Genomic DNA, 21,279 nt, shown 5'->3' on the forward strand with positions numbered 1-21,279 from the left:
CGAGCTGCGGGTTGACCTGGCCGGTGAGCACCATGCGCACGACGCTGATCGCCTCGGTGTTGGTGACCCGGTAGCCGCCCTTGAACTCACTGGGGATCTCGAGTCGCTGCAGCATGTTCGAGATCTGCGGACCGCCGCCGTGCACGACGACCGGCAGCACGCCCACGTAGCGGAGGTAGGCGATGTCCTGTGCGAACGCCTCCTGCAGCTCGTCGGAGACCATCGCATTGCCGCCGTACTTGACGACGACGATCTGGTCGCGGAACCTCTTCAGCCACGGCAGCGACTCGATGAGCGTCGCGGCCTTCACGGCGGCGACGTCCGGGGTGACGTCCTGGATGTCGGTCATGAGGCGTAGGCGCTGTTCTCGTGGACGTAGTCGTGGGTGAGGTCGTTCGTGAGGATCGTGGCCGTGGCCTCGCCCATCTTCAGATCGATGACCAAGTGGGTCGCACGCGGGGTCAGGTCGACCTCCTCGCGCGGGCGATCGGGACCGCCCTCGCTGCACACCCGGACGCCGTTCATCCACACGTCCACGTCGTACGGGTCGAACTGTGCGTTCGTCGTGCCGATGGCCGCGAGCACCCGGCCCCAGTTGGGGTCGTTGCCGAAGATGGCGGCTTTGAAGAGGTTGTTCCGCGCGACCGAGCGACCGACCTCCACGGCCTCCCCCTCGGACATCGCGTGCTGCACCTCGATGGTGATGTCATGGCTCGCGCCCTCGGCGTCGCCCTGCAGCTTGACCGCGAGCTGCAGGCACAGCTCGGCGAGGGCCGCCGAGAACTCCTCGACGTCGGGGACGATCCCCGACGCGCCGTTGGCGAGCAGCGTGACCTGGTCGTTGGTCGACATGCACCCGTCGGAGTCGAGCCGGTCGAACGTGGTTCCGGTCGCGGCACGCAGCGCGGCATCCGCGTCGAGCGGTTCGAGCACGGCATCCGTGGTGATGACGACCAGCATGGTGGCGAGGCCCGGGGCCAGCATGCCCGCCCCCTTCGCCATCCCGCCGATGGTCCAGCCGTCACGGCTCACGACGGCGGTCTTCGCCACACTGTCTGTGGTCATGATCGCCTCGGCCGCGACCTCGCCGCCCTCGGACGAGAGCTCGGCGATGGCCTGCTCGGTGCCGGCGAGGACCTTGCCGCGGAAGACCTCGTCGCCGACGCCGATGAGACCGGTCGAGCAGACGAGCACGTCGCCGGCGCTGACGCCCAGGAGCTCCGCCGCCTTCTCGGCGGTCTGATGCGTCGTCTGGAAGCCGAAGCTGCCCGTGAAGCAGTTCGCTCCGCCCGAGTTCAGCACGACGGCCTCGACGATCCGGTCGGCGACGGCCTGCTGCGACCAGATGATCGGGTTGGCCTTGGCGCGGTTGCTCGTGAAGACGGCGGCGCCGACCTTGCGGGGACCTCGATTGACGACCACGGCGACATCGGGCTTGCCGGTCGACTTCAGACCGGCGGCGACTCCGGCCGCCTCGAATCCTGCGGGGGCGGTGACGCTCACGGCGCGACTCCGTTCACTGAGAGGGCGCGGGACTCGGGCAGTCCCAGCGCGAGGTTCATGGATTGGATGGCAGCGCCTGCGGTGCCCTTGACGAGATTGTCGACCGCCGTGACCACGGTCACGCGGTTCGCCGCGCGATCGATCGCGAGTCCGATGAGCGCGGTGTTCGCGCCGAGGACGTCGGCGGTGCGCGGGAAGTGCCCTTCGGGCAGCAGCTGCACGAAGGTCTCGTCGCCGTATGCCTGCTCCCACGCCGCCCGGATCTCGGCATCGCTGACGCCGTCGACGATCGGCGCGGTCGAGGTCGCCAGGATCCCTCGCGCCATCGGGACGATCACGGGCGTGAAAGAGATGCGGATGCCCTCGGGTGCCGCCCCGGACGCGGCGGCGAGCGCCTGCCTGATCTCGGGGATGTGCCGGTGGGTGCCGCCGACCGCGTAGGGATTGGCCGTGCCGAGGATCTCGCTGCCGAGCAGGGTGGTCTTGAGGCTCTTCCCCGCCCCCGACGGACCGACGGCGAGCACCGACACGATGTCGCCGGGGTCGATCACTCCCGCCGCGACGCCGGGTGCGAGGCTCAGGCTCACGGTCGACGCGTTGCAGCCGGGGGCTGCGATGCGCGTCGCCGTGCGCAGGGTCTCGCGCTGCTTGGCGCCGCCGACGAGCAGTTCGGGCACGCCGTACGCCCACGGCTCGTGGAAGTCGCCGCCGTAGAACGCATCCCATGATGCGCGCGAGGTCAGGCGGTGGTCGGCTCCGGCGTCGATCACGAGCGGCGTGGCGCCGAGCGCGTCGGTGTACTGACCGGACTGCCCGTGCGGCAGAGCGAGGAAGACGATGTCGTGCCCCGCGAGGATCTCGGGGGTCGTGTCCTGAAGGGTGAGGTGGGCGAGCGAGCGCAGGTGCGGCTGATGCTCGACCAACGGCTGTCCGGCATTCGAATGCGCGGTGACCGTGCGGATCTCGATGTCGGGATGGGACGCGAGGAGGCGCAGGATCTCGCCGCCCGCGTAGCCGGATGCGCCGGAGACGGCGACGGAGTACGTCATGCTTCTACCTTAACGGTCGGACCCCTCGGGGAATTCGAGGGAGCGGTGTCGGGGACCGGAGGCGGCGACACCGGCACTCGACCGCCGTGCACGTGCAGGCAGAAGCGCAGGGTCGCCTAGAGTCGGCGGCCGCTGCGGCGTCGGCGCACGGCGACGACGCTCGGAACGCTCTTCGACTCGCTGCGCGCGCTCAGGAACCGCGTGGCGGGAGCGAAGGCGGCGGCCGAGGACATGCCGCGACGATAGCGCGCTCGTCGCGGCATGCGCAAATCCGCTCCGTCACGGAGAGACCGCGGTGGCTGACGGTGCGGCGAAGAAGGCGAGCTCGTGGGCGCTCGACACCTCGAACGCGCGGAGCATCCGGTCCCGGGTGGCGGGCGCGGCGGTCGCCGCTGCGGCCGAGACGAGGGCGATCGCCTCAGCCGTCGCATCCTCGAACGCCGGGTCCGCGTAGGTCGCGAGCCAGGAGGCGTACGGGTGCCGGGGATCCTGCGCGGACTCGCCGAACTCCCCCGCGTGCAGGCGCCGGCCGAGGTCGGTGTAGAGCCAGAAGCACGGCAGGATCGCGGCGACGAGCTCGGCGTAGTCACCGCCGAACGCCACGGAGCGCAGATGGTCGAGGTACGCCACGGTCGCGGGAGCGGGAGCGACCGAGAACATCGCCGCATCCACGCCCTCACCCGGGGTCAGCCACGACGCGTGCAGCTCGAGCTCTCCGATGATCGCCCCCTCGGCGGAACGCGCCCAGAACGCCTGCTCGTGCGGAGTGGGAGCGAGGCGTGAGGCTTCGGCGAGCACGCGGGCGTACTCGCGAAGGTACAGCGCGTCCTGCGCGAGGTAGAACACGAACGGCTCCCGAGCGAGAGTGCCGTCGGCCAGGCCGCGGATGAAGGGGAGCTCGTCGATCCTCGCCCTCACATCGGCCGTGCGCGTCCACCACTCGGCGCGGATCTGCTCCGGCGTCGGTCTCGTCTCGAGCCCGCCGCGCTCCCACAGCCCCGCGAAGTGGCTGACCGGTCCGTGACCACGACCGACGTTCAGCGCCTCGCTCTCGCGCAGCGCCTCGCGCAGCCACGCCCGGGTCGCGGCGACGGCGTCGACGGCCGACTCGCCGCGAGCCAGACGTGTGGCCAGCGCGGACGAGAGCGAGCACCCCGTGCCGTGGGTGTTCGCGGTGCGGATCCGACGGCCCGGGAACTCGCATCGCACTCCCTCTCCGGTGTCCACGAGCGCGTCGGGCACGTCGTCCCCCTCGAGGTGCCCGCCCTTGACCAGGACGGCCGCCCCGATCGCCGTCGACAGATCCTCCGCGGCCGCGAGCGCGTCGTCCCATCCCGAGATCGTCCGCCCGGCCAGCACGGCGAGCTCGCCGAGATTGGGGGTGACGACGTGTGCACGCCGGAGGAGCTCGCGCAATGCCGCCTCGGCATCCCGGTCGAGCAGCCTGTCGCCACTGGTGGCGACCATCACCGGATCGAGGACGACGATCGGCGGCCGAACGGCATCGAGCCAGTCGGCGACCGTGCGGATGACGTCGGCGTTCGCGAGCATCCCGACCTTGACCGCGTCGACGACGATGTCGTCGGAGATCGCGTCGAGCTGCTCGCGCAGGAAGGCAGCGGGCGGCACATGAACGCCCCGCACACCGGTGGTGTTCTGAGCGGTCAGCGCAGTGAGCGCCGCCATGCCGTAACCGCCGTTCGCGGCGATCGACTTGAGGTCCGCCTGGATCCCGGCTCCGCCGGACGGGTCGCTCCCGGCGATGCTGAGCACCCGTGGCGTGCCCGCCGCGCGCCAACGACGCACGAACACCTCAGCGGTCTCGGCCGGATCCGCAGCCGCGCACAGCGCCGAGACCACGGCGAGGCCGGCCGCACCCGCGCTCCGCAGCCGCTCGGTGTCGTCGATGCCCACCCCTCCTATCGCCACGCACGGGAGCACGGTCGTCTCGACGAGGGCACGGAAGCCCTCGACGCCGAGGGCCGGCGGATGGTCGGGCTTGGTGGCGGTGGGGCGGACGACGCCGACGCCCAGGTAGTCGATCGTGTCGGGCGGCAGCGCGCGCACAGCCTCGAAGTGCTCCCGACTGTTCGCCGTGAGGCCGATGAGCGCCTCGGCGCCCAGAGCTTCTCTCGCGCGCAGCACCGATGCATCGCCCTGCCCGAGATGGATGCCGTCGACCCGCGCACCCTGCTCCCGCGCGGCGATGGCGGCATCCAGGCGGTCATTCACGACCAGAAGTGCCCGACCGTCGATCACGCGCGAGAGCTCGACGAGCTGCGCCGTGGTCTCGGCATCCGTCGCCGTCTTGTCCCGCAGCTGCACGATCCGCACACCCCCGTCGACGGCGCGGCGGACAGTCTCGACGACACCGCGTTCCCCGCAGAGATCCGGGTCCGTGACCAGGTACAGCGAGAGGTCCGCGATCACAGCGCACGCTCCTCGACCCGTGCCGCGTCAGCGATGTCACGCGGCCCCACCGACGCGAGCGCGTCGAGGAGCTCGACCGCGAAGCTGCCGGGGCCCGAGGCCCGTGTGGCGGCGCGCTCCGCCGCGACCGTGTACACCAGGCTCGCCGACGCGACGGCGGTCAGCGGATCGATCCCGACCGTGCGGGCAGTCCCCAGGAAGGCGGCCATCAAGGCGCCCAGTGCGCACCCGCCACCGGTGACCCTGGTGAGCAGCTCGTCGCCGTTCGCGATCCGCACGATGCGCCGCCCGTCGGTGATCAGGTCGACGGGTCCCGAGACGGCGACGACCGAACCGTGACGGGCGGCGAGGGCGAGGGCGGCGTCGGAGGCGGCATCGGTGGTGTCGGTGGCATCGACGCCCCGACCCCCGGCGGTGAGCCCTGCGAGTGCGAGGATCTCGGAGGCGTTCCCGCGGATCGCCGTGGGCCGCGAGACGACGAGGTCGTGTGCGAGCGCCGTGCGCACGGGCAGCGAACCGATCGCGACCGGATCGAGAACCCAGGGTGTGCCCGCGGCGACAGCACCGGCGACGGCTTCGAGACTCGCGGCACGTTGCTCGGGAGTCGGGGTTCCGAGGTTGATCAGCGTCCCGGACGCGACTCCCGCGAAGAGCCCCGCCTCGTCGACGATGTCGACCATCGCGGGTGCCGCCCCGAGAGCCAGCAGCACGTTGGCCGTGAACCCGGTGACGACGGTGTTGGTGATGCAGTGGGTCAGCGGTGGCGACCCACGCAGCGCGGACAGCAGTTGGGCGGCCGAGGCCGCCAGGGTCGATTCGGATTCCGGACGCAGACGATCGCTCACCGCGACATCCCTTCGCTAGTACGAACTAGATCAGGTTCGACGGGTCTGTTCTCAGCCGCGGATGCGGCACCCCGTGTCACTGCTCGAAGTCTAGCGACGCCCGGAGATCACCCTCGTCGCTGCAGCAGCTCGATCTCGTCGACACGGGTGAGCCCGGCGCGCCTGTCGCGATCGGTTCCTCGCTCCTGCTCGTCGGCGACGACGGTCGCGATCGTCTCGGCGAGGGGCCGCAGCACACCGCCCGCGGCGCGGTACCGCGTGTTCGCCCGGGTCATGAAACCGGTCATGTCGGTCGGGAGCCAGAGCGGAAGCGATCGCTCCCCCGCCCAGTACGCGACGCCCTTCTCGATCAGCCGCTCGTCGTCGACCGTCACGATCTCGCCACGGTGGTCCGCAGCGCGGCGGAAGGAGGAGAGGACATCGGCGAGCGGATGAGGGTCGCCCACGGCGTCGACGATCCCGGTCGCCGACGCCGTCGCGACGAACTCCGCCAGGTCGTCGACATCGATCACCTGCGCGTGGCGTGCCTCGGAGCTCGGCACCAGCACGGGTCCGTCCTGCGAGCGGAGGAACGCCGCGGCCCAGTAGCCGAAGCGATCGCTCGGGTCGCCCTCGCCCACGATGAGACCGGGCCGCACGATCAGCGCACGCTCTCCCAGGGCGCGCACGGCGTTCTCGGCCGCGACCTTCTGCGCGCCGTACTCGTCGTCACCGGTTTCCGCCGGGGCGTGCAGCGGAGCCGACTCGTCCGCACCGACCGTCTCGTCGTCGGCGTACACCGACACCGACGAGATGTAGGTCCACCGGGCCGCCCTGTCGCCCAGCGCGGCCACGGCCCGGTCGACGTGCTCCGCACGCGAGGAGACGTCGATCACGTGATCCCAGTCGCGAGCCGACACGGCGTCGTACGCCGCGAGGTCGTCGCGGTCGGCCAGCACGAGGCTCGCGCCGTCAGGCGACGGCCGCCCACCCCGCGCGAGGCACATCACGGTCGCCCCGTTCATCAGCATCCGTCGGGCGATGCAGCCCGACAGCCAGCCCGTTCCTCCGAGGATCAGCACATCTGTCATGCGCCCATGCCACCAGCATCCGCCGCGCAGGGGAAGGGGCGTCCGCTCAGGGCGGATGCCGCGCTCACCTTCTGCGCAGCTCTCCGATGCCGGAGAGCTCGGGGACCGTCCATGAGGGGTCGGGGCGCCACAGCTGCCACTCGGGGTCGAAGGGCCAGTCGCCCGCCCGGAACGACTCGATCGCAGCGGATGCATGGCGCTCGATCTGCGCGGCCTGCTCACCCGTGAGCCGGCCCTGCTCGATGGCGGCCGCCAGCTCGTCCTCGTCCTTGAGGCGCACGCTCCCCTCGGCGTCGATCTGCACGTCGAGGATGTGATCCGACGAGTACGTGTCTCGATCGGTGCGCAGATGCGCGTTCTCGAGGTTCACGTACCAGCCCGCGAAGCGCCAGTGCGACCCCTCCGCCGCGCTCCAGAACAGCCACACGGACCAGGCGGCGCCGGCGGGTGCGATGCGCAGGATCCCGTTGCCCCACCACTCCTCCACGATGCGCGTACGAGGGTCGAGCCAGCGGCGGTCCAGTGGCACGGTGCGGATGCGCTCCCCCTCGGTCGTCCCCTGCGCCTCCTGGAGCGTCCCGGGTGCGAGCCAGGCCACCAGCCCGTGCTCGTCGTCGCGCACCACGCGCATGGGCGTGATCGTCGACGCGTCGCCCGGCTGCCAGCCGGGCGGGCGATAGTGCCAGTCGATCTGGTCTCCGGGCCGGAGGAACGGCGCCTCGCCCATCGGCCGGACACCGTCGGGCACCGCCGCGGGAGTGCTGTGAGGGAGGATGCTCATCAGCACACGCTATCGCCGCCCGTTCCGAGAGGCTGAGCGTGCACGAGGCCCGCATCCCCGAGAGGAGGCGGGCCTCGTGCAATGAGCGCTGCGGATCAGTCGCGCAGGATCGCACCGAAGCGCTCGGACGCGACGGCGACACCGGCGAGCTTCGCCTCGGTCGCCTCCGCGGCGGTCAGCGTGCGGTCATCGGCACGGAAGCGCAGCGCGAACGTGAGGCTCTTCTGCCCGGTCGGGAGGCCGTCGCCGCGGTAGTCGTCGACGAGGCGGATGCCCTCGAGCAGCGACCCTGCCCCCTCGGCCAGCGCCTCGCGCACCTCGCCGGCGGCGACGCCCGCGTCGATCACCAGGGACACGTCCTGGGTGGCGGCAGGGAACGTCGACAACGATGCCGCCACGGCACGAGGGGTCGCGAGCGTGAGGATGCCGTCGAGATCGAGTTCGAGCACCGTGGCTCGCCCCGGCAGGTCGGCCGCGGCCGAGACGTCGGGGTGCAGCTCGCCGATGTATCCGATCTCGACGCCCGCGACCGACAGCACGCCGGTACGCCCCGGGTGCAGAGCGGCGCGACGCCCCTGCGCGACATCGATGTCGACCCCGGCGGCGGCACCGATCACACGGACCGCGTCGAGAGCCTCGGAGAGACCCGCGACCTCGGCGGTGCGGCCGGGCTGGCGCACGACGACGTTCCCGGTGAGCAGCACGGCGACGTGACGATGCTGCGGCGGGATCGAGGCGTTCAGCGCTGCCAGCGTCTCGTCCGACGGGCGCTCACCGAGCGGCGGGACCTCGTCGGTGCCGTACTCGACACCGGGCTCGGGCAGGAAGACGACACCGGTCTCGAACAGCGAGAGATCCGTGAGGCCGCGCGAGATGTTCCGATGTGCGATCTGCAGCAGGCCCGGGATGAGCGAGCGGCGCAGGAACGGCGCGGATCCGTCGAGGGGGTTCGCGAGCCGGATGCTGGGCAGGTGCTCTCCCGATGCGGAGCCGTGCAGGTCGTTCTCGGCCGCCGTGGTGAACGGGAACGACGGCGTCTCGACGAGTCCCGCCGCGGCGAGGGCGTCGGCCACCCGCCGGCGACCCTGCTGGTGCGCGGTCAGACCACGACCGGAAGGCGGCGTCGGAAGCACCGAGGGGATGCGGTCGAGACCGTGGATGCGGGCGACCTCCTCGGCGAGGGACCACTTGTCGGTGATGTCGGGACGCCAGGTCGGCGGGATGACGAGCCAGCCGCCCTCGGCCGCGGTGACCTCGGCGCCGATCATCGTCAGAGCGTCGGTGATCTCGGCATCCGTGTAGTCGACGCCGATCAGCGCCTGCACGAAGCCTTCGGGCAGGTGGATGTCGCCGACGAAGACCTCCGCGAACAGCGCTCCACCCTCGTCGGTGAGCGATCCTCCGGCGAGCTCGACCATGAGATCCGCGGCCCGGCGCGCCGCCACGAACGGCACCAGCGGGTCGACGCCGCGCTCGAACCGCTTGGACGCCTCGCTGGGGAGCTTGTGGCGACGGGCGGTGCGGGCGATGGTGATCGGGTCGAAGGTCGCGGCCTCGATGAGGACGTTCCGCGTCGACTCGCTCATCTCGGTCGTGCCGCCGCCCATGACCCCCGCGAGGCCGATCGGTCCCGACTCGTCCGTGATCAGCAGATCCTCGCCGTGGAGCGTGCGCTCCTGGCCGTCGAGGGTCGTCATCTTCTCGCCGTGCGCCGCACGGCGCACCGTGATGCCGCCGGTGAGACGGTCGAGGTCGTATCCGTGCAGCGGCTGGCCGAGCTCGAGCATCACGTAGTTCGTGATGTCGATGAGGATGCCGAGCGAGCGCATGCCGGCGAGCGACAGACGGGCGATCATCCACGGCGGGGTCGGCCGTGACGGGTCGACGTCGCGCACCACGCGGGTGACGAACTCGCTCGCGCCGGCGCTGCCGCGGATGGGTGCCGCATCGTCGACGATCGCCGTGTGGCCGGTGCCGGGCTGCAGCTCGGCGACGTCGCGCTCGGCGGGGTCGCGGAAGGAGGAGCCGGTGGCGTGGGAGTACTCGCGGGCGACACCGCGCAGCGAGAACGCGTACCCGCGGTCGGGGGTGACGTTGATCTCGACCGCGACGTCGTCGAGCCCGAGCAGGCCGATGGCGTCGGTGCCGACGGGCGCGTCGATTCCGAGGTCCGCGAGCACGAGGATGCCGTTGTGCTCGTCGCCGAGGCCGAGCTCGCGCGCCGATGCGATCATGCCGTCCGACACGTGCCCGTAGGTCTTGCGTGCCGCGATGGGGAACGGGCCGGGCAGCACGGCGCCGGGCAGCGTCACGACGACCTTGTCGCCTGCGACGAAGTTGTGGGCGCCGCAGACGATGCCGCGGACGCCGCCGTTCGCCGCGCCGACGTCGACCTGGCACCAGTTGATCGTCTTGCCGTTGGACTGCGGTTCCGCCTCGAGCGACACGACCTGACCGACGACGACCGGGCCGGAGATGTCGAAGCGGTGCACGTCCTCCTCTTCGAAGCCCACGGTGACCATCGCCGCGAGGACGTCCTCGGGCGTCGCATCCGCTGCCAGATCGACGTACTCACGCAACCACGAAAGCGGGACGCGCATCACACCACCATCCCGTACTGCTCGCTGAATCGGACATCGCCCTCTGCCATGTCCCTCATGTCCTGCACATCGCTGCGGAACATCAGTGCCCGCTCGACGCCCATGCCGAAGGCGAAGCCGCTGTAGACATCGGGGTCGATGCCCGCCGCGCGCAGCACGTTCGGGTTCACCATGCCGCAGCCGCCCCATTCGATCCAGCGCGCACCGCCCTTGAAGGTCGGGTGCCACAGGTCGAGCTCGGCGGAGGGCTCGGTGAAGGGGAAGAAGTTGGTGCGGAAGCGCGTCTTCGCCTCGGGCCCGAAGAGCTGACGCGCGACATGGTCGAGCGTGCCCTTGAGGTGCGCCATCGAGATGCCCTTGTCGATGACCAGGCCCTCGAACTGCGTGAACACCGGCAGGTGGGTCGCGTCGAACTCGTCGGTGCGGTAGACCCGGCCGGGGCACAGCACGTAGATCGGCACCTCGCGGTCGAGCATCGAGCGCACCTGCACGGGACTCGTGTGCGTGCGCATCACCAGATGACGCGACGTCGGGTCGACGTAGAACGTGTCCTGCTCCTGGCGGGCCGGGTGGTCGACGTCGAAGTTCAGGGCGTCGAAGTTGAACCACTCGTGCTCGAGCTCCGGTCCCTCCGCGATCTCCCATCCCATGCCGACGAAGATGTCGGAGATCTGCTCGCTGAGCAGGGTCAGCGGATGCCGTGCACCGACGCGCGTGCGCGACGGCACGGCCGTGATGTCGACGCGCTCGGCCTCGAGGCGGGCGGCCACCTCGGCGGCGGCGAGCTCGGCCTCCTTGGCGGCGAGCGCCTTGGTCACCTGCCCACGACCCTGGCCGACGAGCTTGCCGAACGCGGCCTTGTTCTCAGGGGCGACCTGACGCATCGAGGCGTTCAGCACGGCGAGCGGCGAACCGTCGGCCACATGGGCTGCTCGGGCTGCCTTCAGCTCGGCCGTATCGGCGGCTGCGGCGATCGCTTCGAGGGCGGCTGCGACAGCGGCCTCGACGGCTTCCGGGGTGATTTCGGGAGACTCAGACACGAGACAGGAGTCTACCGGCGCACGGCGGTCACCCCGCGCCGCCTCACGAGGGTCCTGCGCCGCCGCTCGTGCCGTCGAACTTGCCTGCGCCGCGCTGCATCGCGATCACCTCGGTCACGGTTCCGTCGCCGTGCAGGCGTGGATCGCGATCACCGGCGTCCGGGGTGTAGCCCTTCAGCTTCGGCGAGCGGCGCGTGCGGATCTCGAGCCACCGCGCCACACCCGAGAGGATCAGGCACATGACGATGTAGATGCCGCCGATCACGAACGCGGACTGCAGCACGGGGCGACCCTGCTGCGAGGTGAGCTGCTTCGCGAAGTACAGCAGTTCGGGGTACGTGATGATGAAGCCGAGGGCGGTGTCCTTCAGCGTCACCACGAGCTGTGCGACGATCACCGGGAGCATGGCGCGGATCGCCTGCGGCAGCAGGATCAGGCGCATCACACCGCTCTTGCGCAGACCGATCGCGAACCCGGCCTCCTTCTGTCCGCGCGGCAGCGACTCGACGCCGGCGCGCAGCACCTCTGCGAGCACGGAGCCGTTGTAGACCATGAGCGCCAGTACGACGGCCCAGTACGGCTCCATCTTGACGCCGAGTACGGGGAGTCCGTAGTACAGCAGCATCATGAGCACCAGCACGGGGACGGCCCGGAAGAACTCGGTGATCGCGGTGACCGGGATGCGAACCCAGGCGTGGTCGGACATCCGTCCGATCGCGAGCACGAACCCGAGCACGAGGGCGAGCAGCGCCGCGAGCCCGAATGCGGCGAGCGTGCGACCGAGTGCGCCGAAGATCTGGGTCCACACGGCGCTGAACGTGAAGACGTACCACCGTGAGGCGTCGAACTGGCCGCTCTCGTAGAAGCGGTAGCCGATGAAGCCGAGCAGGGCGAGCACGACCACGACCGTCGCGACACCGATCAGTCGGTTGCGGAGGATGGCCTTGGGACCGGGGACGTCGTACAGGACGGAAGTCATCGCGCGATCCTCCACTTGTTCTCGAGATAGCGCTGCAGCCAGCTGAGCAGCAGGACCAGGGCGACGAAGATGACGGCGACCCAGAGCAGGACGACGAGTGCGTTCTCGCCGCGCTCACTGAGGTAGGAGCGGATCGCGCCGAGTTCGAGCACCGAGAAGCCGGCGGCCACCGTGGTGTTCTTCAACAGGGCGATGAACACGCTCATCATCGGAGGCACGACGGAGCGGAAGGCCTGAGGCAGGATCACCAGCGTCATCACCTGGCCGAACGGAAGCCCGATCGCGCGTGCGGCTTCGGCCTGCCCGACCGGAACCGTGTTGATGCCGGCCCGGATCACCTCTGCGACGTAGGTCGCGGTGTAGATGCCGATGGCGAGGATGCCGAGCACCGTGGTGCTGAGCTTCGGGAGCCCGAGCTGCGGGTAGCCGAAGATGAAGAAGAAGAAGACGAGCGTGAGCGGGGTGTTCCGGATCAGGTTCACGTACAGCGTCCCGACGGCCCGTGCGATCGGCACGGGTGCGACTCGCATCGCTCCGACGATGAACCCGAGGATGAGCGCCAGCACCGCGCCGCCGAAGAAGATCAGCAGGGTGTTGCGAAGCGCCTCACCCCACAGATCGAGGTTTCCGAAGATGACGTCCACGCCGTCCTCCCCTTCAGGGTTGTGAGGAGGGGGTGGCCGCGGACGGCCACCCCCTCGATCGGTCAGTCGACGGCCGGCTGGCTGACTTCGATGCCGGAGGAACCGAGGTTCTTGTCGAAGATCGCCTGCCAGATGTCGCCACCGTCGGTGAACATCGTGTTGATGAACTCCTGCAGTGCCGCGTCATCCTTGGCGACGCCCACGCCGTAGCGCTCCTCGGTGAACGGCTCGCCGACGACCTTCAGGTTGTCGGGGTCCTGCGCCGCATAGCCGATCAGGATCGCCTGGTCGGTGGTCACAGCCTGGACCTCGCCGGAGAGCAGCGCCTCGACGCACGCGGAGTACAGGTCGAACTCCTTGGTGGGGACGTCCGGGTAGTTGTCGCGGATGTTCTGGATCGGGGTGGAGCCCGTCGCCGAGCACACCGTGGTGTCAGCCGTCAGATCGGCCTCGCTCTTGATGTCCTCGTTGTCCGCGGCCACCAGCAGGCCCTGGCCCGTGATGAAGTACGGGCCTGCGAAGGCGATCTGCTCCTTGCGCTTGTCGGTGATCGAGTAGGTGCCGACGTAGTAGTCGATGTCACCGTTGACGATGGCCTGCTCGCGGTTCGCGGAGGCGATCGCCTTGAACTCGATCTTGTCCTCGTCATAGCCGAGGGATGCAGCGATCCAGCGTGCGATGTCGACGTCGAAACCGGTGCGCTCGTTCGTCGTCACGTCGAGGTAGCCGAGACCCGGCTGGTCCTCCTTGACGCCGACGACGACCTTGTCGCGATCCTTGATCGCGTCGAACGTGGGGCTGCCCTCGAGGTCGACGTCTGTCGCGACCTCGAACCAGGTGCTGTCGCCCCCCTCTTCCTCGCCGCCGGTTCCTGCTCCGGGGCTGGACGGGCTGCCGCTGTTGCAGGCGGTCAGCGCGAGCAGCGCTGCCGCGGCGATCCCGATGCCTGCCAGTGTCCGTGTGCGTCGCATGTGCGTCTCCTTCGTGTGCTGTGTGTGCAGGGTCTGTGAAGTGCGTGAGTGCGGAAGTGCGTCGTGCTGCGCGTCAGTGCGTGAGGAGCTTCGAGAGGAAGTCCTTGGCACGGTCGCTCTTCGGGTTCGTGAAGAACTCCTCAGGAGTCGCCTCCTCCACGATCCGGCCGTCGGCCATGAAGACCACCCGGTCGGCGGCCTTGCGGGCGAAGCCCATCTCATGGGTGACGACGATCATCGTCATCCCCTCGTGCGCGAGGTCGACCATGACATCGAGCACCTCGTTGATCATCTCGGGGTCGAGTGCGCTGGTCGGCTCGTCGAACAGCATCACCTTGGGGTGCATCGCGAGCGCACGGGCGATCGCCACGCGCTGCTGCTGTCCGCCCGAGAGCTGCGCGGGGAGCTTCGATGCCTGCTTCGCGATGCCGACGCGCTCGAGGAGCTGCATGGCCTCCTTCTCGGCGGCGGCCTTCTTAAGACCACGGACCTTGATGGGACCGAGCGTCACGTTCTCGAGGATCGTGAGATGCGCGAACAGGTTGAACGACTGGAACACCATGCCGACGTCGGCGCGCAGGTTCGCGAGCCCCTTGCCCTCGGCCGGCAGCTCCTTGCCGTCGATGCTGATCGACCCGCTCGTGATCGTCTCGAGGCGGTTGATGGTGCGGCACAGCGTCGACTTGCCGGAACCCGACGGGCCGATCACGACGACGACCTCGCCGGCGTTGACCGTGAGATCGATATCGGTCAGTGCCTGGAAGTCGCCGTAGTGCTTCTGAACGTTGTCGACAACGACGAGAGGCTTACCAGAGGTCATCATTTCTCCAAACTAGCCAGGTCGAACACGTGGCTCCACACGGACGCGGCGACATTTACACGTTCGTAACCGCGCGAGGCATCGGACCGCGCCCCGGACGCGGAGCGCCCCGCGGCCCGCCCCCGCGAGCCGCGGAGGCGTCCCTGCCGCTGCGCCCCTCCCCCGAGGAGAACGCGGCGGCAGGCCTCCGGCCGGATGCGATCGTGCGACGGGGCGAGACGGTCGCTGAGTGCGCGCCTCTGCGAGGGGCGTGGGCACTGTGGCATCTGAATTCTCCGTCGAATCGAGCGCGATCGATCCTCAGAGTGGCAGAGCGGCCCCTCGGTGGGAGGACTTCTTGAGGATTTCTTGAGGGGTCAGTCCCGCTGGCTCCGGTAATAGGCGATCGCGCCGGGATGCAGGGCCACGGGTCCCGAGAAGATGGCCTGCCTCAGGTCCAGGAGTGCCGCGGCAGGAACGTTCCGGGCGATGCGGGTCCTGGCGTCGAAGAGGCCCTCGAGGACGTCGCGCACCATGCCGTCCGGGGTCTCGGACGACGTCACCAGGTAGTTCGGGACCGCCATCGTCGGCTGGGACGCATCGAGCCCGTAGAGCCCGATCGGGAAGTCGGAAGGACGGTAGGCGTCGGAGTAGCGCGCATTGACCGTGTTGACCCAGCTCTGCTCGATGGGCAGCAGCCGCACGGGAGCGGTCTCGGCGAGCTGGGCGATCCCGGGGGTCGGTATGCCGCCGACCCAGAAGAACCCGTCTATGTCCGAGCGCTCCAGCGCGCTGATCGACTCGCCCAGATCCAGCTCCGGATCCTCGATGGTGGCCACGTCCACGCCGGCGGCGTCGAGCACGCGCGAGGCGATGACGTTGACTCCGGAGTTCTCGGCCCCGAGGGAGACCCGCCGTCCAGCCAGATCGTCGAGCGAGTCGATCGGCGAGTCCGCGCGGACGACGACGTGCAGGTACTCGTCGTACAGCCGGGCGACCGCCCGCACGGGCATCGGCTCGGCGAACGGACCGGCTCCGGCGACGGCATCCGCCGCCGCGTCGCCCTGCGCGAATCCTAGGAGCGCCTCACCCGAGCTCACACGGAGGAGGTTGTCGACCGATCCCGCGGTCTCGGCGGCCTCCATCCGCACGTCCAGTGACGACGACAGCTCCGTCGCGAGCTCGCTGCCGTACGCGAAGTAGAGGCCGTTCGACCCTCCTCCGGCGATCACATACCGCGCCGTGCCCCAGTGCTCCGACCGCCCGGCGCAGGCGCTCGACGCACCGGCCATCACGAGCACCAGGACGGCCGCGGTGATCCGCCCCCACCGTGATCCCCTCCGCCCACGCGGCCCTCGGGCACCGCTCATCCGTCCGCTCCGTCCGGCAGGAGGAGGGCCACGACGAGGCCACCGCCGTCGGCGGAGGAGACCGCGAGCGCGCCGCCGATCGACTCCAGCAGGTCGGTCGCGATCGCCAGCCCCAATCCCGTTCCCGGCGTCTCGCCGCTGTCCTCGCTGCGCCAGAACCGGTCCGCCGCCGAGGCCGCTTCGGCGATCGTGAGGCCAGGACCGTGATCGCGCACCGTGAGCCGGCACAGATCGCCCTCCCTCGATGCCTCGACCACCACGACCGAGTCGGCGGGCGAGAACTTCACCGCGTTGTCGATCACCGCGTCGAGGGCGCTCTCGACGATCGTGCGATCGGTCACACTCATCACGGATGCCTCGGCGCCGGCCTGCATCCGGACCCCGCGCTGCGCGGCGACATCCCGCCAGGCGTCCGCCCGGCGAGCCGCCAGCACGCTCAGATCGACGGCCGAGACGGCGATGTCGGCGCGCCCGCCGCGCGCGAGGGCGAGCAGCGTCTCGAGGATCCGGACCATCCGTCGCCCCTCCTCGCGGGTCTCCTCGATATCGCCCTGCCACTCCGCTCCGAGTCCGGTCGAGAGGTGCTCGACGCGCAGCAGCAGGGCGTTCAGCGGGTTGCGCAGTTCGTGCGAGGCGTTGAGCGCGAACTCCTGCTGCCGCGTCATCACCCGTTCGATCTCGTCCGCCATGCCGTTGAACACCCGCGTCATGCGGCGCAGCTCCGGCGGTCCGGTGTCCTCCGACACGCGGGCGTCCATCGCCCCGCGCTCGATCGCGACCATCGCCTCGTCGAGGCGCCTGACCGGTGACAGCACCCACCGTGCCATCTGGAAAACCAGGAGCACGCCCAACCCGACAGCGAGGATCGACACGATGCTGAGAAGGAGGATCTGCTGAAGGATCTGCGTACGGGGCGCATCGACATCCGCGGACACCATCACGGCCCCGATCACATCACCGTCGTCGAACACCGGCTCGGCGAGGGACGACTCGGCGAGCATCCAGGGGAAGACCGGTTCCGGAGCGTCTGCGCGACGGCCGGAGAGCGCGAGACGCACGCGCGCGGCCTCGTCATCCGCGAGGACCCGGTCGGCCGCTCCCCCGGCCGCCCAGATGCCGCCCGCGAGATCGAAGACCATCACCTCCGTCCCGTACACCTCGTGGAAACGCTGCACCTCCGCATCGATCACCGTGGTGCTCCCCGACCGCAGCGCCTGACGCGCACTCGCGGCGAAGTACCCGAGGTCACCGAGCTGCTCGGCATAGAACGCCTGTTGGATGCCACGGGTCGCACTCCACGCCGTCGCGCTGCCGAGCAGCAGCAGGACGGCCAGCAGCGGCACGAGGAACACCACGACGAGACGGCGCAGCATCGCCCGTCACCCCGCCAGCCGGTAGCCCACGCCGCGCACGGTCTCGATGAGACGGTGCGCGCCGGACTTGCGGCGGATCGCACCCACGTGCACCTCGAGGGAGTGCCCGAAGCCGCGCCAGTCGGTGTTCCACACCTCGCGGATCAGCCGTTCCTTCGGCACGGCGACTCCCGGATACCTGGCCAGCACCGCGACGATGTCGAACTCCTTGCGGGTGAGCTCGATCGCGGAGCTGTCGATGAGCACCTGCCTGCCCACGAGATCGATCTGCACGGCACCGTCCTGCAGGAGCACCACCGCCTCGGACTCGGGGCGGATCGGGCGCGACCGCCGGGTGACCGCCTCGATGCGAGCCAGAAGCTCGTGCACGTCGTAGGGCTTGACGACGAAGTCGTCTGCTCCGGCCCGCAGACCCCTGATGCGCTCCGCCACCTGACTGCGCGCCGTCACGATGACGATGGGCACCTCCGAACGGCCACGGATACGGCGACACAGATCGACGCCGTCGATGTCGGGCAGCCCGAGATCGAGCAGGACGACCTCGGTGTCCGCGCCCAGAAGCTCGAGCGCGGCGGCGCCGTCCGAGGCGCGCACCGTGGCGTAGCCGGATCGTGCGAGAAAGGCCTCGAGGGCGGCCGAGACACGGTCGTCGTCCTCCACGATCAGAATCTGCATCGACTCCGGGGCCCCTTCTCCGCTCGAGCAGGCCTCAATCTATCAGCCGTGCGGGCGCGCACACGGCAGCTCACCCGGCGACCGGCCGCCGACATGCGGCTTCGTACGGAGACGTCGGCCCGCCGGAGGTCAGTCGACGGAGCCTGCGCGCTGCGCGAAGGCGCTCTCGTACAGGCAGACACTGGCCGCAGTCGCCAGATTCAGCGACTCCGCACGACCGAAGATCGGGAGCTTCAGCACCTGATCGGCCTGAGCCAGCGCCTCATCCTCGAGCCCTCTGGCCTCGTTTCCGAACAGCCAGGCCGTGGGCTCTGCGAGGACGCCGTCTGCGCGGGCACGCAGCAGATCATCGCCCTTCACATCGGCGGCGAGCACCCGCAGCCCCGCGGCGTGAGCCTTCTCGACGACGTCCTCGAGCTCCGCCCCCACCGACACGGGCAGGTGGAAGAGCGATCCTGTCGTGGCGCGCACGACTTTCGGGTTGTACGGGTCGACCGTACGGCCGGTCAGCACGACGGCATCCGCACCCGCCGCGTCTGCGGCTCGGATGATCGTGCCGAGGTTGCCGGGGTCCCTGATCTCCTCGCAGATCGCGACGAGGCGCGGCGAGGCCGCGAAGATGTCGCGCACCGAAGTGGGCGTCTGCCGCACGACCGCGACGAGTCCCTGCGGTGTGACCGTGTCGGCCATCGCGTTCAGGACGTACTCGGTGACGTGCTCGACCTCGACGTCGGCCGACGCGGCCTTCGCCCGGATGTCGGGATGCTTGTCCCAGCCGGCCGGCGTCGCGAACAGCTCGACGATCGCCTCGGGGCTGTAGGTCAGCGCCTCGCGCACGGCCTGCGGCCCCTCGAGGAGGAACAGGCCGGTCTCGCTGCGGGCGCTGCGCTTGGTGAGCTTCGCGACAGCTCGGACTCGGGGCGAACGCGGGTTCTCCAGCACGATCTCAGTCTAGAGAACGACGACGCCCTTGCCGTGCACGGCGACGGGAACGACAGTGGGCGCCCTCCCGAAGGAGAGCGCCCACTGTGGTGAAGAGCTGCTTACGCGGCCGACTTCGGTGCGTTGACGTCGGAGGGCAGTGCCTTCTTCGCCGTCTCGACCAGGGTCGTGAACGTCGCTGCGTCGTTGACCGCGAGGTCGGCGAGCATGCGGCGGTCGACCGTGACACCCGCGAGGCCGAGGCCCTGGATGAAGCGGTTGTACGTGATGCCGTTCTGACGGGCCGCAGCGTTGATGCGCTGGATCCACAGACGACGGAAGTCGCCCTTGCGCTTGCGACGGTCACGGTACGAGTAGACCAGGGAGTGGATGACCTGCTCTTTGGCCTTGCGGTAGAGGCGCGAACGCTGACCGCGGTAGCCGGAGGCGCGCTCGAGGATGACCCGACGCTTCTTGTGGGCGTTTACCGCCCGCTTGACTCTTGCCATTTTCCTGTGTTCCTATTCGTGCGTTCGGGCGCTCAGCGACCGAGAAGCTTCTTGGCGACCTTGGTGTCAGCCTTCGACAGCACCTGGTCCTGGTTGAGGCGGCGGGTGCGACGGCTCGACTTGTGCTCGAGGTTGTGGCGCATCCCGGCCTGCTGCTTCTTCAGCTTGCCGCTGCCGGTGATCTTGAAGCGCTTCTTAGCACCCGAGTGGGTCTTCTGCTTCGGCATCTTCTCTTCCTTCGTATGGCGCCTTCTCAGGCGACGGTGTCAACCCGCGGTGCGGGAGTCTGGGGGCGGGAGTTACTCCGCGGTGGCCTGGGCGGGTGCATCCGCCTCGGTCTTGGCATCGCGAGCAGCCTGCTTCTTGTCGGCGCGCTGTGCGTCGCGAACGGCGTTCTGCTCCTGCTTGGCCTCGGACTTGCTCTTCATCGGAGCGACGATCATGACCATGTTGCGACCGTCGATGGTCGGGTTGGACTCGACCGTTCCGAGTTCGGCGACATCCTCCGCGAACTTGCGGAGCAGACGCACGCCCTGCTCGGGGCGCGACTGCTCGCGACCGCGGAAGAGGATCATCGCCTTGACCTTGTCTCCGGCCTTGAGGAACCCCTCGGCGCGCTTGAGCTTAGTCGTGTAGTCGTGCGCCTCGATCTTCAGACGGAAGCGCACCTCCTTCAGGATGGTGTTCGCCTGGTTGCGGCGAGCTTCCTTCTCCTTCTGGGCAGCTTCGTACTTGAACTTGCCGTAGTCCATGATCTTGACCACGGGCGGCTTCGAGTTGGGTGCGACCTCGACGAGGTCGAGGTCGGCTTCCTGCGCAAGGCGCAGCGCCGCCTCGATGCGGACGACGCCGATCTGCTCACCCGCGGGGCCGACGAGGCGGACCTCGGGGACGCGGATGCGCTCATTGGTGCGGGGATCGCTGATGCGGAACTCCTTAGACGAGTGGATTCGGCCACCGGGATGCTGTCAGCATCCCGGGCGAAGTCAGAATCGTCCCACCCACCGGCATTCAGACGCCGGCTCCGCACCCGATCTGCCGGATTCCGTCTGACGACGAGATCCGGTGGAGTGCAAGACCCGGTAGCCTGGAACGGCAAGCGCGGGTGGGAAGTGAATCCTCTTTCGTGCCGGAGCATGACGCTCCGGAGCCCGACACAGTCTAACAGAAGGCAAGGCGAAGTGACGAACCAGGCATCGGACGAGGCTGCACGCGAGCGCGAAGAGCGCTGGGCACGGCAAGAGGAGGCGGCGTCTTCGGCCACGCGGGACATCGCCGACGTCCCCGCGGTCGAGGTGATCACCACTGCGGCCGTGCACCTGATGAGCGCGGCGGCCGTCAAGCTGGGCCTCGCCGACGACCCCGACGCGGCCGCTCAGCTCGACCTCGACGAGGCGCGCAAGCTGATCAACGCCCTGGCCGGGCTGATCACCGCGGGAGCGCCCGAGATCAGCGACATGCACGCCCGATCGCTGCGCGACGGTCTGCGTTCCCTGCAGCTCGCGTTCCGCGAGGCGTCCCCCATCCCGGACCCGATCGGCAAGGGCCCGGGCGAGAAGTGGACCGGGCCGGTCAACTAGGTCCTGATTCCGGGCTCCGCGGCGTTCGACGGGACGGATGCAGGATCACGGCACGGATGCAGGGACGGATCACTCGATCCGTCCCTGCATCCGTGCATCGGTCCTGCATCCTGACCGGGCTGCGGGCAGCATCAGACCGC

At 69.6% G+C, this 21,279-nt stretch carries 21 protein-coding genes and 1 riboswitch; of the genes, 1 reads left to right on the forward strand and 20 read right to left on the reverse strand.

The window, feature by feature from the left end; all coding sequences use genetic code 11:
- From argB to infC, 20 genes are all read right to left on the reverse strand, one after another.
- The coding region (gene argB, locus ABTZ43_RS08915) for an acetylglutamate kinase (protein ID WP_350538542.1) at positions 1-349 on the reverse strand (349 nt) is incomplete at its 3' end.
- Complete coding sequence (argJ, locus tag ABTZ43_RS08920) at positions 346-1,503, reverse strand: bifunctional glutamate N-acetyltransferase/amino-acid acetyltransferase ArgJ (protein WP_056421126.1); 1,158 nt, start codon at positions 1,501-1,503, stop codon at positions 346-348. The genes argB and argJ, both read right to left, overlap by 4 nt.
- On the reverse strand, positions 1,500-2,552 hold the full coding sequence (gene argC, locus ABTZ43_RS08925; RefSeq protein ID WP_056421124.1) for an N-acetyl-gamma-glutamyl-phosphate reductase: 1,053 nt from the start codon (positions 2,550-2,552) through the stop codon (positions 1,500-1,502). Before argC ends, argJ begins: the two co-directional genes overlap by 4 nt.
- Before the next feature lie 279 nt (positions 2,553-2,831).
- Positions 2,832-4,982 (reverse strand): bifunctional hydroxymethylpyrimidine kinase/phosphomethylpyrimidine kinase, encoded by a 2,151-nt coding sequence (gene thiD, locus ABTZ43_RS08930; protein ID WP_350538543.1) that lies wholly within the window; start codon positions 4,980-4,982, stop codon positions 2,832-2,834.
- The gene (gene thiM / locus ABTZ43_RS08935; RefSeq protein ID WP_350538544.1) at positions 4,979-5,827 is read right to left on the reverse strand and encodes a hydroxyethylthiazole kinase; all 849 of its coding nucleotides are present in this window, start codon (positions 5,825-5,827) and stop codon (positions 4,979-4,981) included. The genes thiD and thiM overlap by 4 nt, the downstream gene beginning before the upstream one ends.
- Positions 5,818-5,911, reverse strand: a riboswitch (TPP riboswitch). (Overlaps the previous gene by 10 nt.)
- A gap of 23 nt (positions 5,912-5,934) precedes the next feature.
- Positions 5,935-6,897: an NAD-dependent epimerase/dehydratase family protein gene (locus ABTZ43_RS08940; protein WP_350538545.1), complete on the reverse strand. Its 963-nt coding sequence runs from the start codon at positions 6,895-6,897 to the stop codon at positions 5,935-5,937.
- 64 nt (positions 6,898-6,961) lie between these two features.
- A complete protein-coding gene (locus tag ABTZ43_RS08945; protein WP_350538546.1) occupies positions 6,962-7,678 on the reverse strand; it encodes a DUF402 domain-containing protein in 717 nt (238 codons plus the stop codon).
- A gap of 95 nt (positions 7,679-7,773) precedes the next feature.
- Entirely contained in the window at positions 7,774-10,278 is a 2,505-nt protein-coding gene (pheT, locus tag ABTZ43_RS08950; RefSeq protein ID WP_350538547.1) for a phenylalanine--tRNA ligase subunit beta, read from the reverse strand.
- Positions 10,278-11,318: a phenylalanine--tRNA ligase subunit alpha gene (gene pheS / locus ABTZ43_RS08955; RefSeq protein WP_350538548.1), complete on the reverse strand. Its 1,041-nt coding sequence runs from the start codon at positions 11,316-11,318 to the stop codon at positions 10,278-10,280. Before pheS ends, pheT begins: the two co-directional genes overlap by 1 nt.
- Positions 11,319-11,361: 43 nt before the next feature.
- Positions 11,362-12,297 carry an amino acid ABC transporter permease gene (locus ABTZ43_RS08960; RefSeq protein ID WP_350538549.1) on the reverse strand — a complete coding sequence of 312 codons (936 nt, stop codon included), beginning with the start codon at positions 12,295-12,297 and terminating at the stop codon, positions 11,362-11,364.
- Positions 12,294-12,941 (reverse strand): amino acid ABC transporter permease, encoded by a 648-nt coding sequence (locus ABTZ43_RS08965; protein ID WP_334151860.1) that lies wholly within the window; start codon positions 12,939-12,941, stop codon positions 12,294-12,296. The genes ABTZ43_RS08960 and ABTZ43_RS08965 overlap by 4 nt, the downstream gene beginning before the upstream one ends.
- Before the next feature lie 62 nt (positions 12,942-13,003).
- Entirely contained in the window at positions 13,004-13,912 is a 909-nt protein-coding gene (locus ABTZ43_RS08970; protein ID WP_350538550.1) for a glutamate ABC transporter substrate-binding protein, read from the reverse strand.
- A gap of 73 nt (positions 13,913-13,985) precedes the next feature.
- The gene (locus ABTZ43_RS08975; protein ID WP_374612801.1) at positions 13,986-14,735 is read right to left on the reverse strand and encodes an amino acid ABC transporter ATP-binding protein; all 750 of its coding nucleotides are present in this window, start codon (positions 14,733-14,735) and stop codon (positions 13,986-13,988) included.
- A 353-nt stretch (positions 14,736-15,088) separates the two neighbouring features.
- On the reverse strand, positions 15,089-16,081 hold the full coding sequence (locus ABTZ43_RS08980; RefSeq protein ID WP_350538551.1) for a TAXI family TRAP transporter solute-binding subunit: 993 nt from the start codon (positions 16,079-16,081) through the stop codon (positions 15,089-15,091).
- Positions 16,078-17,454, reverse strand: a complete 1,377-nt coding sequence (locus tag ABTZ43_RS08985; RefSeq protein ID WP_350538552.1) for a sensor histidine kinase — start codon at positions 17,452-17,454, stop codon at positions 16,078-16,080. The genes ABTZ43_RS08980 and ABTZ43_RS08985 overlap by 4 nt, the downstream gene beginning before the upstream one ends.
- A 6-nt stretch (positions 17,455-17,460) precedes the next feature.
- On the reverse strand, positions 17,461-18,129 hold the full coding sequence (locus ABTZ43_RS08990; protein WP_056421106.1) for a response regulator transcription factor: 669 nt from the start codon (positions 18,127-18,129) through the stop codon (positions 17,461-17,463).
- A 129-nt stretch (positions 18,130-18,258) separates the two neighbouring features.
- Positions 18,259-19,071 carry a TrmH family RNA methyltransferase gene (locus tag ABTZ43_RS08995; RefSeq protein ID WP_253386410.1) on the reverse strand — a complete coding sequence of 271 codons (813 nt, stop codon included), beginning with the start codon at positions 19,069-19,071 and terminating at the stop codon, positions 18,259-18,261.
- A 101-nt stretch (positions 19,072-19,172) separates the two neighbouring features.
- Positions 19,173-19,559, reverse strand: a complete 387-nt coding sequence (rplT, locus tag ABTZ43_RS09000) for a 50S ribosomal protein L20 (RefSeq protein ID WP_045252681.1) — start codon at positions 19,557-19,559, stop codon at positions 19,173-19,175.
- A gap of 32 nt (positions 19,560-19,591) precedes the next feature.
- Positions 19,592-19,786, reverse strand: a complete 195-nt coding sequence (rpmI, locus tag ABTZ43_RS09005; RefSeq protein ID WP_017828564.1) for a 50S ribosomal protein L35 — start codon at positions 19,784-19,786, stop codon at positions 19,592-19,594.
- 72 nt (positions 19,787-19,858) lie between these two features.
- Positions 19,859-20,509 carry a translation initiation factor IF-3 gene (gene infC, locus ABTZ43_RS09010; RefSeq protein WP_350538564.1) on the reverse strand — a complete coding sequence of 217 codons (651 nt, stop codon included), beginning with the start codon at positions 20,507-20,509 and terminating at the stop codon, positions 19,859-19,861.
- Between the two features lie 231 nt (positions 20,510-20,740).
- Here infC and ABTZ43_RS09015 point away from each other — a divergent pair, with 231 nt between their 5' ends.
- A complete protein-coding gene (locus ABTZ43_RS09015; RefSeq protein ID WP_045252679.1) occupies positions 20,741-21,139 on the forward strand; it encodes a DUF1844 domain-containing protein in 399 nt (132 codons plus the stop codon).
- Positions 21,140-21,279 lie beyond the last annotated feature (140 nt).

Source organism: Microbacterium sp. NPDC097977 (assembly GCF_040302605.1).
Taxonomy (GTDB): Bacteria; Actinomycetota; Actinomycetes; order Actinomycetales; family Microbacteriaceae; genus Microbacterium.

Coding starts and splice junctions, on each gene's coding strand:
- argC (WP_056421124.1), bottom strand. CDS start 2,552: ATGACGTACTCCGTCGCCGTCTCCGGCGCATCCGGCTACGCGGGCGGC.
- ABTZ43_RS08940 (WP_350538545.1), bottom strand. CDS start 6,897: ATGACAGATGTGCTGATCCTCGGAGGAACGGGCTGGCTGTCGGGCTGC.
- ABTZ43_RS08945 (WP_350538546.1), bottom strand. CDS start 7,678: ATGAGCATCCTCCCTCACAGCACTCCCGCGGCGGTGCCCGACGGTGTC.
- pheT (WP_350538547.1), bottom strand. CDS start 10,278: ATGCGCGTCCCGCTTTCGTGGTTGCGTGAGTACGTCGATCTGGCAGCG.
- ABTZ43_RS08960 (WP_350538549.1), bottom strand. CDS start 12,297: ATGACTTCCGTCCTGTACGACGTCCCCGGTCCCAAGGCCATCCTCCGC.
- ABTZ43_RS08970 (WP_350538550.1), bottom strand. CDS start 13,912: ATGCGACGCACACGGACACTGGCAGGCATCGGGATCGCCGCGGCAGCG.
- ABTZ43_RS08975 (WP_374612801.1), bottom strand. CDS start 14,735: ATGATGACCTCTGGTAAGCCTCTCGTCGTTGTCGACAACGTTCAGAAG.
- ABTZ43_RS08980 (WP_350538551.1), bottom strand. CDS start 16,081: ATGAGCGGTGCCCGAGGGCCGCGTGGGCGGAGGGGATCACGGTGGGGG.
- ABTZ43_RS08985 (WP_350538552.1), bottom strand. CDS start 17,454: ATGCTGCGCCGTCTCGTCGTGGTGTTCCTCGTGCCGCTGCTGGCCGTC.
- ABTZ43_RS08990 (WP_056421106.1), bottom strand. CDS start 18,129: ATGCAGATTCTGATCGTGGAGGACGACGACCGTGTCTCGGCCGCCCTC.
- rplT (WP_045252681.1), bottom strand. CDS start 19,559: ATGGCAAGAGTCAAGCGGGCGGTAAACGCCCACAAGAAGCGTCGGGTC.
- rpmI (WP_017828564.1), bottom strand. CDS start 19,786: ATGCCGAAGCAGAAGACCCACTCGGGTGCTAAGAAGCGCTTCAAGATC.